Origin of the sequence: Rhodococcus sp. IEGM 1306 (assembly GCF_036541985.1) — a bacterium.
GTDB lineage: Bacteria > Actinomycetota > Actinomycetes > Mycobacteriales > Mycobacteriaceae > Rhodococcus_F > Rhodococcus_F qingshengii.
On the sequence record NZ_JAZHFF010000001.1, the window covers coordinates 509,864 to 522,971 of the forward strand.

A 13,108-nucleotide genomic window follows, 5' to 3' on the forward strand; every position below is an offset into this window, starting at 1 on the left:
GGGTTCATGCGCACTGTCACGTGGAATCCCGAAGTCTACGGCCGCTATTCGGGTGAGCGGTCACGCCCGTTCGTGGACCTGGTGTCTCGGGTGGCCACCGAAGACCCGACGCGGGTAGCCGACCTCGGCTGCGGATCAGGCACCCTGACCGCGATGCTCGGGGAAAGATGGCCGGACGCCTCGGTATCCGGATTCGACTCGTCTCCCGAAATGGTCGCGCAGGCCCCTACAGACCTACCGGGAAACGTCACCGTCGAGTTGGGGGACATCATGTCCTTCGACGCCACCGGTTACGACGTGGTCGTCAGTAACGCTGCATTGCAGTGGGTTCCGAGCCATCGCGAGCTGATCGACCAGTGGGCGGACACCCTGGAATCCGGATCGTGGCTCGCGTGGCAGGTGCCGGGTAACTTCGATGCTCCGTCCCATGCGCTCATGCGAGATCTCGCGGAATCAGCGGAATGGAGTGAGCGACTGGGTGGCGTCCTACGCGGCCCGGAAGGCGTCGACAGTCCAGTTCAGTACGCGCAGCGTCTCCAGGAACACGGATTCGACGTCGACGCCTGGGAGACGACGTACGTACACGTGCTGGCAGGTGCCGACCCGGTGCTCGGATGGGTACGGGGGACGGGGTTACGGCCCGTGCTCGACGTTCTCGGCGAAGCTGACGCTCCGGAGTTCGAGCGTCAGTATTCCGATCTGCTGAGGGAGGCCTACCCCGCAACAGCCGCCGGAACGCTCTTTCCGTTCCGGCGGGTGTTCTGCGTCGGACGCAAACGGTAACTACTCGGCTGGGTTGCGGTCAGCCGATCACTGCGCCGAGACAAAGCCTTCCGAGACCAGCCAGTCGCGGGCCACGTCCGCCGGCTCCTTGCCGTCGACGTCGACCTGCCGGTTGAGCTCGGTCATCACCTCGTTGGTCAGTCGCTCCGAGATCGGTGCCATGACTTCTGCTACCTGCGGATGTGCTTCCGCGAAGTCCTTTTTCATCACCAGTGCCGGATTGTAGTTCGGGAAGAACTGGAGATCGTCGTCGAGCAGAACGAGATCGAGTGCGATGATGCGACCGTCGGTGGTGAACACCTCGCCGAACTTGCACTGATCGCCATCGGCTGTCGCCTGGTAGATGATGCCGGTCTGCAGGATCTGGCGTTGGGCACGAGAGGCGTCGAAACCGTATTTCGCTGCCAGGCCGGGATATCCGTCCTGGCGGACGTTGAACTCGGTCTCGACGCACGTCACCGCAGCTCCGGGATCGGATTCGACCAACTTCGCGTAGTCGGAAACGGTCTTGACACCGGTCTTCTCAGCGGTCTCCTTGCTCATCGCCAATGCATACGTATTGTTCATCGGCGCCGGATCGGTCCACACCATGTCGTTCGCAGCAAGGTCCGCATCGCGGACGGCCTCGAACTGCGCCTGCGAATCGGGAAGCGGTGTCTCGTTGCCGAGGTAGTTGATCCAGCCGGTTCCGGTGTATTCGTACGCAAGATCGATCTGGCCGTTCAACTGTGCGTCACGGGTGCTGTTCGAGCCCTGGATGTTCGTGAGGTCTCGAACATCCGCGCCCGCAGCGGCCATCGCGAATTCGATGACGTACCCGAGCACGATCTGCTCGGTGAAGTCCTTGGAGCCGACGGTCATCTTCACACCCTCGAGCTCCGGAACCGGCTCGATGCTGCCGGGGCCGACGGCCAGGGGCAGTGCGCCACCGGACTCGAGACCACACGAAGCGACAAGTGTGAGGCCGATCGTGGCAACCGCGAGTTTCCAGCCCCACGTTCTGGTGATCGAAGTCTTGGTCATCGCAATCCCTTGGGCCCGAGATAGGTTTCGGCGAGCGCGCCGAGCCAGTCGATCAGCAAGGCCAACGACACCGCCAGTACGGCACCGACAACGAGGGTGACGTTGTCGCGGAGCTTGTATCCGGTGTCGATCAGAATGCCGAGTCCGCCGGCACTGACCAGGAAGCACAGCGTCGCGGTACCGACGGCCAGAACGAGCGAAGTACGCAGTCCTGCAAGGATGTACGGGACGGCCATCGGGAACTCGAGTTGACGTAGGACCGTGAGCGAAGACATTCCCTGCCCGCGCCCCGCATCGATCAAGGTCTTGTCCACTTGCTGGTAGCCGAGGATGGTGTTGCGCAGCACCGGAAGCAACGAATAGAACGCAATGGGAAACACGCCGATCCAGAAGCCGGTCGTTCTTGTCGCGAGATAGAACAGCACGAGCAGGCCGATGGCAGGCGCTGCGGCTCCGATGTTGGCTATTCCCACGAAGAACGGTGCCAGGCGGGTGAATTTCGGCCTGGTCAGCAGGGTTCCGAGTGGAACCGCGATGGCGACGACGATGATGACCACGGCGGCGGTGATCAGTACGTGCTGCCAGGTCAGAGTGACGATGTTGTCGAGGTTGATGCTCGCCTTCTGCGTCGCGTTGAGATCTCGGCTGAATGCCCAGATCAACACGCCCGCAACCAGGATCAGGACGATGACCGGCTGGACATACAGTCGCATCCGTTCCGCACGGCGCGTGGCGGCGTTCTCGGCCGCACCCAGATCGGGGGCGTCCGGTTCCATCTCAGGCGCGGAGACGCGCTCCTCTGTCGTGGCAGTCATGTTCAACCCTCGACGTTCTCGGTGTCTGGCTCTTCGTCGTGGTCGTGCGCATGCTCCTCGCGCATTTCGGAGAGATGGCTGACCAGTGTGTCGATGGTGATGAGACCGACGTACTCGCCACGCCGTCCGGTGACCACGGTGGACGCATTGCTCTCTGCGAGAAGAGCTTCCAACGCATCCTGCAGGGTGGACTGGATGGACACGGCTTCGCCGATCTCGTTACCGACACCTCGAAGAGTCGACGCATGGGCGAGGTGGCCGGGCGAGACCCAGCGAAGCGGCCGTCCGCGCTGATCGAGAATCAGGGCCCACTTCCACTTACGCGCTGCGAGTGCGGTTCTCAAATCATCGACCGAATCGGTTTCGCGGGCGGTGAGGCACTGCTTGAGTTTGATCTGGCGCACGCGTGTCAGGGTCAGCTGCTTGAGCGAGGCGTCCGCCCCGACAAATCCGGCGACCATGTCGTTTGCGGGATTGGCGAGAATCGCTTCCGGAGTGTCGTACTGCATGATGCTGGACTGATTGCCCAGCACGGCAATACGGTCACCGAGTTTGACTGCCTCGTTGAAATCGTGCGTGACGAAGACAATGGTCTTACCCAACTCCGACTGCAGACGCATCAGTTCGTCCTGGAGCAGGCCGCGGGTGATCGGATCGACGGCACCGAAAGGTTCGTCCATCAACAGCACCGGAGGATCGGCAGCCAGCGCCCGCGCCACGCCCACACGCTGTTGCTGCCCGCCGGACAATTGGCGAGGGTAGCGGTCGCGATAGGTATCGGGATCGAGGCCTACGAGGTCGAGCATCTCGTCGGTGCGCGCTGCGATACGTTTCTTGTCCCAACCGATCAGACCCGGGACAGTCGCGACGTTCTTCGCAATCGTGAAGTGCGGGAACAAGCCTGCCTGCTGGATCGAGTACCCGATGCCACGGCGGAGCTTGTCCGGGTCGATCGACAGCGCGTCCTTGCCGTCGATGGTGATCTTGCCGGAGGTAGGTTCGATCAGGCGGTTGATCATGCGCATCGTCGTCGTCTTGCCGCAACCCGAAGGTCCGACGAAGACCACGATTTCACCGGCCGGAACAGTCAGCGAAACATTGTCCACCGCTGCAGCTTTCTGGCCCGGGTACCGCTTGGTGACGGACTCCAGGACGATCTCGACCCCGGATACCTTCTGATCTGTGGATACGTCAGACGGAATGGTTTCAGTCATTGCAGCCCCTTCGAAGTAGTGAGACGACCGATGACGACGTAGATTCCGTCGAGAATCAGAGCGAGAATGACGATCAGTACGGTGCCGACCAGCGCTTGCGGAACAGCATTCGGGCTACCGACACGCGAGAGTCCGGAGAAGATCAGGTTTCCCAGACCAGGACCTTTGGCGTACGCCGCGATGGCGAGGATGCCCATGAGCATCTGTGTACTGACCCGCATGCCGGTGAGGATCGACGGCCACGCGATCGGTAGCTCGATTCGACTCAGTACGTGCATGCGATTCATTCCGACACCGTGGGCTGCGTCCGTGATCGCCGGGTTGACTGCATCCAGACCGATGATCGTGTTCCGAATGATCGGGAGCAGGGCATACAAGATCAACGCGGTGATCGTGGGAGCGACGCCGAGACCGAGAATCGGAATGAGCAGTCCGAGGAGGGCGAATGAAGGAACCGTCAGGATCGTGCTGGCCAACGCCGTAGCGATGGAGGATCCCGCCGGGCTCCGGTAGACGAGAATACCGATGATCACGGCGGCAATCGTCGCGATGATCACGGACTGGATAACTGCTGAAACATGTAGGTACGAGTCGGTCATCAATTGTTGTCGTCGTGCAACGACAAAATCCCATAGGGCGCCCATATTTCCGAACCCACTTTCTTCGGACTTCTGCTCGCTCGAACGTCTTCCCTCGACACCGACCGGCGCACAAGGGCTTTCCCCGCAGCCTCCGTAGGCCGAGGGGTTTCCCTCGACTGTCGTCCAAAAACTGAGATACTGCAACTAATTCCGATTGCAGCGTGTCGGATGTTGTTCTGGACGTGAGATTTTGCGAGACGCGGGTATGTACCCACTGCGAGCAGAGTTGAAACGCGCTGGAGATGGCAAAGCGGGAGAGTTCCGCAGAACTCTCCCGCATTGCTTGATTTGTCCGAATTGGCCTCAGGCCCAGCTGAGCGCATCCTCATCGGAGAGGCGCGGCAGACGATCGAACCAGGGGTTCTCACCGGGATGGCCGATGTTCACCACGAGGATCGTCTTGAAACGTCCGTCTGTGAAGAATTCGCCGTCGATGCCGTCGGCGTCGAACCCGGCCATCGGGCCGGCGACCAGACCCTGTGCGCGAATCGCGAGGATCACGTAGCCGGCCTGAAGTGCGGCATTGAACCGACTCGTCGAACTGGCGGCGGCCTCGTCGGATTCGAAGTAGTCCTTCATCTCCGGGCGAATGGGGAACAGGTTGGGGATGTGCTTGTAGAACTCGGTGTCCACCGCCAGAACGGCAACTGCAGGAGCAGCCTCGGTCTTGGCTTTGTTGCCGTCTGCCATGTGCTCGACGAGGCGTGCTTTGCCCTCCTCGGTACGGACGAACAGCACACGTAGCGGATTGGTGTTGGCCGCGGTCGGTGCCCACTTCGCGAGCTTCCAGATTGCAGTCAGTTCGTCGTCGGTCACAGGTTCGTTCGAGAAGGAGTTGGCGGTGCGAGCCGCAGTGAAGAGGAGTTCACGGCCGGCTTCGTCGAGTTGCTGGGCGGTGAATGGGGTGGCTGCGTCGAGAGACATCGGGGGTTTCCGTTCCGTGGTAGCTCGACCGAGCATCACCCGGTAAAGCTAGTTGCTAGTAAAAAAATAGTGCCTACGGATACGTTAGCACTGTGGCTAGGATGGTGGGGTGGCAAGCAAGAGCGAAGCGGGACACGAGCCCCGCGCATGTGACGGGGCTCTGGCCCGCGCGTTCGGCTTCCTGGGCAAACGGTGGAACGGCGTCATTCTCGGCACGCTGCTGAACGGGCCGGCGGGATTCTCCGAACTCAAGCGCGCGGTGGGCGGGATCAGTGATTCGGTGCTCTCGGAACGCCTGACGGAGTTGACAGGGGCAGGCCTGGTGACGAGGAGCGTCGATGCAGGTCCGCCCATCGCCGTGGAGTACGAACTCACAGCGTCGGGGCAGGCGCTGCTCCCCGCTCTCAGTGAACTGACAACGTGGGCCGCCGAAAATCTGCCACCCGAGAGTTGCTCGAACTGAGCGCTAGCTCGAACGGCAGTTCAGCGACTGCGCGGGTCCTGTTTCTGCCAGTTGTTATTTCCTTACCGTTTTTCCCGGGCGATACTGGCCGAACATTTGTCGGTTCGGGGCTGCCTGGGGACGCCGGGTATGGCTCTTTTTGTGCTGCTGTTCGCATGGCTGAAGGAGAACGGCCGCCCGGTGTTCTCGACGACTCGACCTATCAATCGCCTGACGGACTTCGAAAATTCGGCCGGACGAAGTCGGAAGTGTGGTTCCGGAACAAGAAGGCATACAACGCCTCTCGGATTGACGACGCCGCGGTCGAGGCCGCAAACGTATAGTTGGTGCGGGTGGCTGGGCAGATGTCGCCGCCACGGGTGGTGACGTGTCTGCGTTCGGAAGCGCAGACAGATTGGCCGGCATCTCAGGGTCTAGCGCCTGTGCCGCGAGATTCGGGCCGAGTCAGTGGAAATCTGCGCCGGCCGCGCAGGTACGACCGCAGGCTGTTGCGGGCCTTCTATCTGTCCGCGCAGCACAGTATCCGGCACAACGCTCAGTCGTAGGCTTTTTGTACCCGCAAACGGGCCGAGGGGCAGTGTCATACGCAGGCGGTTCTTGCGTTGGGAGGCGGAGACTGAACGTGTGGTGGGCGCTCCTCCGCGATAACGCGATCTATCAACTTGGACCGACTACCGTCGCGGCTGCGTGAGCGCCCTAGCGACTAACGCAGTGCGGTAGATGTATGTGCGCCGGGGGAGTGTGGCTCGTAGCGCTGAGAATCCACGGTGTTGAGACATGTCCGAGCCCGCTATGGTTTCCGGTGATAGACCGGCCGTCGATGCTGCCTGCACCCGAGGCCACCGCCGGCTGAAGGAGACAGAACTGTGCTGCATTTGCGTGTCATCTCGCCGAGTGAGCGGACCGGAGATGTGCTGAACATGTTGGCCGCCGAACCTGGGGCTACTCATGTGACACTCGCACTCAGAGCCGCTGTCGATCCGCCGGGAGATGTGATCGAGGCCGATGTAGCCCGCGCATGCGCGAACGACGTGCTTGCCGCGTTGACTGCTCTGGACCTGGTGAGGGCTGGCGGTATTTCGTTCGAGCCGGCGGGAACCATGCTGTCCTTCTCCGCAGAACGGGCGGACACTGCGGCCCCGAGAAGACCCGACGAGACAGTGGTGTGGGAGCAGTTGCTCGGTCAGGTGCGCGAAGGTGCCCGACTGACTCCGGCGTTCCTGGCCTTCCTGGTGATCGCGTTTTTGCTCTCGGCAGTCGGTGTTGCCACGGCGTCGCCGCTGACCCTGGTCGGTGCAATGGTGGTGGGGCCGGAGTTCCGGCCGCTGGCAGCGCTTTCAGTGGGTCTGGTACGTCGAGACAAAGATCTCGTGCGAAATTCGATTCGTACCCTCGCGATCTCGTTTCCGGCCGCGATGGCCCTCACCGGCCTGGCTACCATGCTGTGGATTCGTCTGGGCTGGGTCGGAATCGGCGATGTCGAGAACGCCCGCGCATTCGACTTCATCTACGAGGTGGGGCCGTTCTCACTGGTGGTAGCACTGCTGGCGGGAGCGGCTGGCATGCTGGCAACGGTCACCTCTACCTCTACGGTCCTGGTGGGGGTGTTCATCTCGGTGACGACGGTGCCAGCTGCGGGATTGGCGGTCGTTGCGGTCTTCGCAGGTAAGTGGAATGTCGTGCTGAGTTCGCTGGCTCAGCTCGGTGTCAATCTGATCGGTATCGTGCTCGCTGGAGTAGTTGTGCTGCTGCTGTTCTCGTTGCCCCGATCCGGTCGCCAATGGAAATCAGTCACGCGCCGGGACGCCAGGCCTGGCACATCGCCGTAGGCGCCTGACCCACTGCCGGAACTGGACTTTCGAGGCTTCAGGCTGACAGCTGTCTTGCGGATCGGTGGGAATGTCTGCGCCGACAAACGCCGCGACAAACAGATCCGGCATGCGAACTGTCGGATCTGGGTACCGCTGTCTGTACCGATCATGGCTTCCAGGCTGGTTGCAGCGACTGGAAAAGGGGATCAATCGAGCCGAAACCGATTGGCCGCGTGACTTCACTCAGACCCTTCGGACCTGCAGCGCCGACGGCTCTGCCGGAGGAAACGGCCTGCCGCAGTGCTTGACAAGACTTGTCGAGCTTCTCCTTGGTAGCGACGAAACATCTACGCAACGTAGATGCAACGTAACCAAAACTAGTGTTCTGGATCACACAGTGTTCGTGTGGTCGAGAGGCCTTTGGTCACGAATCTGTGGGCAGAACGGGTCCTGGTTCGCTACCGGTGGTGGATGAGGACAAGGTTCCGCGGGTTGAGCACACAGCTCGCGGAACCGCCCCACCACACGCCCCGACGAGGGCACCGGCCGACAGGAGTTCAGGTGTCCGTAGTTGCGGAAGTCCCGGCGATCGATTTCGCGGAGACCGAATTCGATTGGGCGCAGCGATCGACGCTGATTCGTGAAGTCGACCCACTCGTTCCGGGGCCACCATCCTTGGCGATGTGTCTGAGCGAGCCGACGCGCGGACTGGTCGACATCGCTTCACTGCTTCTCGCGGCTCCGTGGTTGCTTCGATCGCCGCGTGGGGACGGGCATCCGGTCCTCGTTCTCCCCGGATTGCTGACTTCGGACGTTTCGACTCTCGCCTTGAGGACATACTTGAGCTTTCTCGGCTACCGGGTTCACGGTTGGAATCTGGGTCTGAACACCGGTCCGACGGCGACGGTGGTCGACGGACTGCCTGCCGCATTGGCCGAGGTAGCAGATCGATACGAGCAGAAGGTGTCGGTGATCGGCTGGAGTCTGGGCGGTATCTACGCTCGAAAGCTGGCGAGGGACCTGCCGGATTCGGTGCGTCAAGTAGTGACACTCGGAAGTCCTTTCGGTCTCACCAGTCTGGAGCAGACGAGAGTCGGATCTCTCTACGCTCGTTTGTCCGGCAATCACGCGATACTGCCTCCGGTAGACGGCATCGAATCCGAACAGGGATCGCCTATTTCTGTTCCCGCCACGTCGGTCTACTCCAGGCACGACGGTATCGTTCCATGGCAAGCGTGCTGTGAAACCTCGGCAGGCCTGTCGGAAAGCATTGCGGTGCAAGGCAGTCACATGGGGTTGACCCACAACCCGTCGGCGTTGTGGACCGTTGCCGATCGTCTGGCGCAGGACGTCGACAACTGGCAACCTTTTGCGGCTCCGAAACGGCTTCGACGCATGTTTCCCTGCTGAGGTGCGAGGCTGAGGTCCGAGGCCGGGGTGTGGGGGAGAACCCTGAGTCCGACGCGGGGACGGACTCGTACCTGAGGACACACCGCGTCGGAAAAGATGGGTCCATGGCCTGATGCGCACAGGTGGATCGGCAGCGGATAGTGGAGGTCGACGCGGATGAACCGCGAGTTCCGTTGAAAGGAAACAACACATGACCTCCCCGATGAATACCCGCAAGCTCACCCGCGCCCGCTCGGGAGCAATGTTCGGTGGGGTGTGCGCCGGAATCGCTCGGTACTTCGGTTGGAAGTCGTCGACTGTCCGCTTGCTGTTCGTACTCTCGTGCCTGCTGCCCGGCCCGCAATTTCTGATCTACATCGTGATGTGGATTTTCATTCCTCGTGAGCGGATCTGACCGAACCGCTCAACGGCGGCGGTCTTTCAGGCATTGCTTGGCCTCGTGCAATTCCTCCGAACTCAGTGGAGGAAGGGGCAGTGCGTCACGGTGCAAGCCCTCCGTGCGTAGGCCGTCGAGCATTACCGAGAGGTATCGACGCCACACGGTCGGGTTGACGGGCTGAGCAAATTCGGTGACTGCGCCCACCATGAAGATGAGGCCGAACAGGTCCGTCGGTACGGCGTCGGTGCGCAGCATCCCGGCCTCCTGGGCCCGGTAGAAGATCCTCTCGACCGACGGTTCGATGATGGATCGTTGGCATGCGACTTGCTCGCATCCCTCGTCGGTTCCGTTCAGGACGTCTTTGAGTCCGCGGTTGACCGACATACGGCTGCAGGCGAATTCGGCAAAGGTGACAAGTCCGTCCCACGGATCCGGATTGGCAAGTGACGCGTCCGCGGCCGCTGCCATGTCGGCGAAGTTCTGCTGGAAGACTCCGTCGATCAATTCTTCTTTGCTGGCGAACCGCCGATAGACCGTTCCGACGCCGACCCCCGCGCGCCGGGCGACGTCGTCGAGTGTGACGTCGATCCCTTCTTCGGCGAACAATTCACGTGCGGCGTCGATGATCAACTGCCGATTACGTGCAGCATCGGCGCGAAGGGGGCGCTCCATTGCGGTACTCATGTCCCCACTCTACCCGCCAAGTGGAGACAGCCTCTCCGTTTTGGTGTAGCGTTTTTGCTAACCGGAGAAGCCATCTCCGCATAGGTTGGGCGAGGGACTATGTCAGACATTGCTGAACGGACTGAATTCGAGCAGTCCTCAGCGCCTTCAGGGGACAACCACGCAAAGCGGTGGCTGGTTCTCGCGGTTCTGGGAATTGCGCAGCTGATGGTGGTCTTGGATGCCACCATCGTCAACATCGCGCTGCCTGCTGCGCAACGCTCACTGGAGTTCGGTGATTCGGACCGCCAGTGGATCATCACGGCATACGCATTGGCGTTCGGCAGTTTGCTGCTACTCGGCGGTCGATTGAGCGACTTGTTCGGGCGCAGGCGAACTTTCATCGTCGGCCTGATCGGCTTCGCAGTCGCTTCCGCCATCGGTGGCGCAGCCGTCAACTTCGAAATGCTTGTTGCCGCTCGTGCCGGCCAAGGCGTATTCGGTGCGCTCCTTGCCCCGGCAGCCCTGTCGCTGCTGTCAGTGACATTCACGGATCCAGGTGAGCGTGCCAAGGCGTTCGGTATCTTCGGTGCCGTTGCCGGCGGTGGTGGCGCCATCGGACTGCTGCTCGGCGGCGCACTCACCGAGTGGGTCGACTGGCGCTGGTGCCTCTTCGTGAATCTCTTCTTCGCGGCGATCGCTCTGGTCGGAGCAGTCCTGTTGCTCGCGCCGCACACCAGTGACTCGCGACCCAAACTCGACATCCCCGGAACGATCCTGGTGTCGATCAGCTTGTTCAGCATCGTCTTCGGATTCTCGAAGGCCGAGTCGGACGGGTGGAGTGCAACTCCCACTATCTCGTGGCTCGTTGCCGGCGTCGTGTTCATGGCGGCGTTCATCTACTGGCAGACCAAGTCCGAGCACCCACTTCTTCCGCTGCGGGTGGTCCTCGACCGAATCCGGGCTGGCTCGTACCTGGCGATCTTCCTTTCCGGCGCAGGCATGTTCGCAGTCTTCCTGTTCCTGACGTACTACATGCAGCTGATCCTCGGGTACAGCCCGATCATGACCGGCCTCGCATTCATGCCGATGGTGTTCGGAATCGTGACAGCGGCAACGCTTTCGACAGCGGTTTTGCTGCCGCGCGTCGGTCCGCGAGTGCTGATCGTGAGCGGAATGGTCATCGCGGCGATCGGAATGACGCTGCTGGCCCAGATTTCCGTGGACAGCACCTATGCAGTACACATTCTGCCGGGGCTCGTCGTCACCGGACTCGGCATGGGCAGCATTTTCGCCCCGTCGATGCAGGGAGCAACTTCAGGCGTGCATCACGAAGATGCCGGCGTCGCATCTGCCACGGTCAACACGATGCAGCAGGTGGGCGGCTCGATCGGAACTGCACTGCTCAGCACGATTGCCGCCTCGGCTTCTACCAACTACCTGGTGGGCCGCGAGATGAATCCGCTGACTCAGGCGCAGGCCGCCGTCGAGAGTTACACCACGACGTTCTATTGGGCCGCAGGCATATTCGCGGTCGGTGCGGTCTTGACCGGACTGGTTCTTCGGAGTGGACTGCTTCCGGATTCGCCGGAAGGTGAACCGGTAATCGCCCACTGACAGCAAATTTCGGGGTCGACGCCGCAATGGCGTCGACCCCGAAATCGACTCAGCAGTTCTTCCCGGGCGTTGCCTGAAACCGATGAAGGACGTGATCGAGTTGCTCGGAGGACAGCGCCGGCACGGGCAGTTCCCGATGGTCGGTGCGGGACGCGCAGAGTCCGTCGATCATGAACCCGAGTGCGCGGCGGTAAGCCTGAGGGGCCTCGTCGCCACCGAACTTCTGGGCCATCTTGACGACCTGCATGAGAAGCGGAATGTCGTTGACTTCGAAGTCGCTGCGCAGGGTGCCCTGTTCCTTGGCTCGATTGACAAGTACCGCAGTGTGTCGAGCGATCCCGGCGCGCGCGCGAGCGAAGGTGTCGGACGTGAAGCGTCCGTCCATCAGGAGATCGCCGAATCCGCGGTTGTCTGCCATGCGCAGAGAGATCACGTCGAGAAAGTAGACAAGACCTTCCCAGGCGTCGGGCATCTCTCGGGCGGTGGCGGCGATCGTTTCGATCTCGGAACACCGCGTGTCGAACAGTGCCTGGATCAGTTCGTCCTTGCTGGCGAACCGGCGATAGACGGTGCCGACGCCGACGCCGGCGTGCTTCGCGACGTCCGCCAGCGTGGCGTCGAGTCCTTGGGCAGCGAACACCTCGCGAGCGGAGTTGAGGATGCGCTCGAGGTTGGCCTTGGCGTCGGACCGAAGGCGCGGCTGTGAGCAGTCGGCCGAGGTCCCCGCATGAGAAGCGTCGGGGTGTGTTGTCGGCATCCTCACAGTCTACGGCACTAAGCGGAATGATCGATTCCGTTAGTGCTATATTACTAAGCGGAACGTGTGGTTCCGATTGTCCGTATGAGAGAAGCCGATATGAGCACGTCTGACATCTGGGTCGGGAGCAATCCGATCTCGATGGTGGGTACGCGGAGTGCAGGTTTCGCGGCAACGAGGCTTCGCGCCCTTGCCGGCGACGGCGCCTTTGCTCAGCTCGTTCGTTTTGCCCTCGTCGGCGGAGCCAGCAACATCTTGTACTTTGCCGCTTTTCTGGCGCTGCGCGGTGACGGAGCGCTGGTCGCCAACGCAGTTGGTGCGGTCTTGAGCACCATTCTGGCCAATGAGCTGCATCGCCGGCTCACCTTCCACGCCGCGGATCGCGTCAACTGGTTCACCGCGCAGTGGGAAGGCGGTGGACTCGCACTGGTCGGGTTGATCGCCAGTTCTGCCGCCATCAGTGCGCTCGGCTTCCTTCTCCCAGGCGCCGACGGGCTTCTTCAAGCCGGGCTTGTGATCGCCGTGAGCGGAATTGTCGGTGGCCTGCGATTCGTCGCCCTTCGCGGTTGGGTGTTCTGAGCGGTTCTCGAATTCGGATCGGACTCGGC

The 13,108-nt window shown here is 61.7% G+C and carries 15 protein-coding genes and 1 pseudogene; 9 read left to right on the forward strand and 7 right to left on the reverse strand.

The annotated features are described in order from the left end of the window. Positions 1 to 6 precede the first annotated feature (6 nt). Positions 7 to 783 carry a trans-aconitate 2-methyltransferase gene (locus V3587_RS02550; RefSeq protein ID WP_030535206.1) on the forward strand — a complete coding sequence of 259 codons (777 nt, stop codon included), beginning with the start codon at positions 7 to 9 and terminating at the stop codon, positions 781 to 783. A 27-nt stretch (positions 784 to 810) separates the two neighbouring features. On the opposite strand, the gene V3587_RS02555 is transcribed toward V3587_RS02550, so the two are convergent. The 5 genes from V3587_RS02555 to V3587_RS02575 all read right to left on the reverse strand — a co-directional run bounded on the left by V3587_RS02555 (position 811) and on the right by V3587_RS02575 (position 5,400). Further along, a complete protein-coding gene (locus V3587_RS02555) occupies positions 811 to 1,806 on the reverse strand; it encodes a glycine betaine ABC transporter substrate-binding protein (protein WP_283376085.1) in 996 nt (331 codons plus the stop codon). Continuing rightward, positions 1,803 to 2,621, reverse strand: coding sequence for an ABC transporter permease (locus V3587_RS02560; RefSeq protein ID WP_003939758.1), 819 nt, complete (start codon positions 2,619 to 2,621; stop codon positions 1,803 to 1,805). Before V3587_RS02560 ends, V3587_RS02555 begins: the two co-directional genes overlap by 4 nt. Positions 2,622 to 2,623: 2 nt before the next feature. Then, positions 2,624 to 3,835 carry an ATP-binding cassette domain-containing protein gene (locus V3587_RS02565; RefSeq protein WP_007731456.1) on the reverse strand — a complete coding sequence of 404 codons (1,212 nt, stop codon included), beginning with the start codon at positions 3,833 to 3,835 and terminating at the stop codon, positions 2,624 to 2,626. Next, entirely contained in the window at positions 3,832 to 4,479 is a 648-nt protein-coding gene (locus tag V3587_RS02570) for an ABC transporter permease (protein ID WP_283376086.1), read from the reverse strand. The genes V3587_RS02565 and V3587_RS02570 overlap by 4 nt, the downstream gene beginning before the upstream one ends. Positions 4,480 to 4,779: 300 nt before the next feature. Further along, the gene (locus V3587_RS02575) at positions 4,780 to 5,400 is read right to left on the reverse strand and encodes a malonic semialdehyde reductase (protein WP_058226205.1); all 621 of its coding nucleotides are present in this window, start codon (positions 5,398 to 5,400) and stop codon (positions 4,780 to 4,782) included. Between the two features lie 109 nt (positions 5,401 to 5,509). On the opposite strand from V3587_RS02575, the gene V3587_RS02580 reads away from it, so the two are divergent. The 6 genes and pseudogenes from V3587_RS02580 to V3587_RS02605 all read left to right on the forward strand — a co-directional run bounded on the left by V3587_RS02580 (position 5,510) and on the right by V3587_RS02605 (position 9,478). Continuing rightward, positions 5,510 to 5,863 (forward strand): winged helix-turn-helix transcriptional regulator, encoded by a 354-nt coding sequence (locus V3587_RS02580; RefSeq protein ID WP_030535209.1) that lies wholly within the window; start codon positions 5,510 to 5,512, stop codon positions 5,861 to 5,863. Positions 5,864 to 6,018: 155 nt separating this feature from the next. Continuing rightward, positions 6,019 to 6,186, forward strand: a complete 168-nt coding sequence (locus tag V3587_RS02585) for a hypothetical protein (protein WP_161120079.1) — start codon at positions 6,019 to 6,021, stop codon at positions 6,184 to 6,186. Positions 6,187 to 6,209: 23 nt separating this feature from the next. Further along, a pseudogene (locus V3587_RS02590) lies at positions 6,210 to 6,554 on the forward strand (transposase); the annotation flags it as partial. A gap of 175 nt (positions 6,555 to 6,729) precedes the next feature. After that, positions 6,730 to 7,692, forward strand: coding sequence for a DUF389 domain-containing protein (locus V3587_RS02595; RefSeq protein ID WP_007731461.1), 963 nt, complete (start codon positions 6,730 to 6,732; stop codon positions 7,690 to 7,692). 543 nt (positions 7,693 to 8,235) lie between these two features. Then, the gene (locus V3587_RS02600) at positions 8,236 to 9,084 is read left to right on the forward strand and encodes an alpha/beta fold hydrolase (protein ID WP_063315824.1); all 849 of its coding nucleotides are present in this window, start codon (positions 8,236 to 8,238) and stop codon (positions 9,082 to 9,084) included. A gap of 190 nt (positions 9,085 to 9,274) precedes the next feature. After that, on the forward strand, positions 9,275 to 9,478 hold the full coding sequence (locus V3587_RS02605; protein ID WP_283376087.1) for a PspC domain-containing protein: 204 nt from the start codon (positions 9,275 to 9,277) through the stop codon (positions 9,476 to 9,478). 9 nt (positions 9,479 to 9,487) lie between these two features. On the opposite strand, the gene V3587_RS02610 is transcribed toward V3587_RS02605, so the two are convergent. Then, on the reverse strand, positions 9,488 to 10,147 hold the full coding sequence (locus tag V3587_RS02610; protein ID WP_080712681.1) for a TetR/AcrR family transcriptional regulator: 660 nt from the start codon (positions 10,145 to 10,147) through the stop codon (positions 9,488 to 9,490). Positions 10,148 to 10,246: 99 nt separating this feature from the next. Here V3587_RS02610 and V3587_RS02615 point away from each other — a divergent pair, with 99 nt between their 5' ends. Next, positions 10,247 to 11,743, forward strand: a complete 1,497-nt coding sequence (locus tag V3587_RS02615; protein WP_003940566.1) for an MFS transporter — start codon at positions 10,247 to 10,249, stop codon at positions 11,741 to 11,743. A gap of 49 nt (positions 11,744 to 11,792) precedes the next feature. Here V3587_RS02615 and V3587_RS02620 read toward each other — a convergent pair whose 3' ends face one another. Further along, positions 11,793 to 12,500 carry a TetR/AcrR family transcriptional regulator gene (locus tag V3587_RS02620; RefSeq protein ID WP_007731468.1) on the reverse strand — a complete coding sequence of 236 codons (708 nt, stop codon included), beginning with the start codon at positions 12,498 to 12,500 and terminating at the stop codon, positions 11,793 to 11,795. 141 nt (positions 12,501 to 12,641) lie between these two features. On the opposite strand from V3587_RS02620, the gene V3587_RS02625 reads away from it, so the two are divergent. After that, the gene (locus tag V3587_RS02625) at positions 12,642 to 13,079 is read left to right on the forward strand and encodes a GtrA family protein (protein WP_020908979.1); all 438 of its coding nucleotides are present in this window, start codon (positions 12,642 to 12,644) and stop codon (positions 13,077 to 13,079) included. Positions 13,080 to 13,108 lie beyond the last annotated feature (29 nt).

Coding starts and splice junctions, on each gene's coding strand:
- V3587_RS02565 (WP_007731456.1), bottom strand. CDS start 3,835: ATGACTGAAACCATTCCGTCTGACGTATCCACAGATCAGAAGGTATCC.
- V3587_RS02550 (WP_030535206.1), top strand. CDS start 7: ATGCGCACTGTCACGTGGAATCCCGAAGTCTACGGCCGCTATTCGGGT.
- V3587_RS02575 (WP_058226205.1), bottom strand. CDS start 5,400: ATGTCTCTCGACGCAGCCACCCCATTCACCGCCCAGCAACTCGACGAA.
- V3587_RS02620 (WP_007731468.1), bottom strand. CDS start 12,500: ATGCCGACAACACACCCCGACGCTTCTCATGCGGGGACCTCGGCCGAC.
- V3587_RS02625 (WP_020908979.1), top strand. CDS start 12,642: ATGGTGGGTACGCGGAGTGCAGGTTTCGCGGCAACGAGGCTTCGCGCC.
- V3587_RS02605 (WP_283376087.1), top strand. CDS start 9,275: ATGACCTCCCCGATGAATACCCGCAAGCTCACCCGCGCCCGCTCGGGA.
- V3587_RS02610 (WP_080712681.1), bottom strand. CDS start 10,147: ATGAGTACCGCAATGGAGCGCCCCCTTCGCGCCGATGCTGCACGTAAT.
- V3587_RS02585 (WP_161120079.1), top strand. CDS start 6,019: ATGGCTGAAGGAGAACGGCCGCCCGGTGTTCTCGACGACTCGACCTAT.
- V3587_RS02560 (WP_003939758.1), bottom strand. CDS start 2,621: ATGACTGCCACGACAGAGGAGCGCGTCTCCGCGCCTGAGATGGAACCG.
- V3587_RS02555 (WP_283376085.1), bottom strand. CDS start 1,806: ATGACCAAGACTTCGATCACCAGAACGTGGGGCTGGAAACTCGCGGTT.
- V3587_RS02570 (WP_283376086.1), bottom strand. CDS start 4,479: ATGGGCGCCCTATGGGATTTTGTCGTTGCACGACGACAACAATTGATG.
- V3587_RS02615 (WP_003940566.1), top strand. CDS start 10,247: ATGTCAGACATTGCTGAACGGACTGAATTCGAGCAGTCCTCAGCGCCT.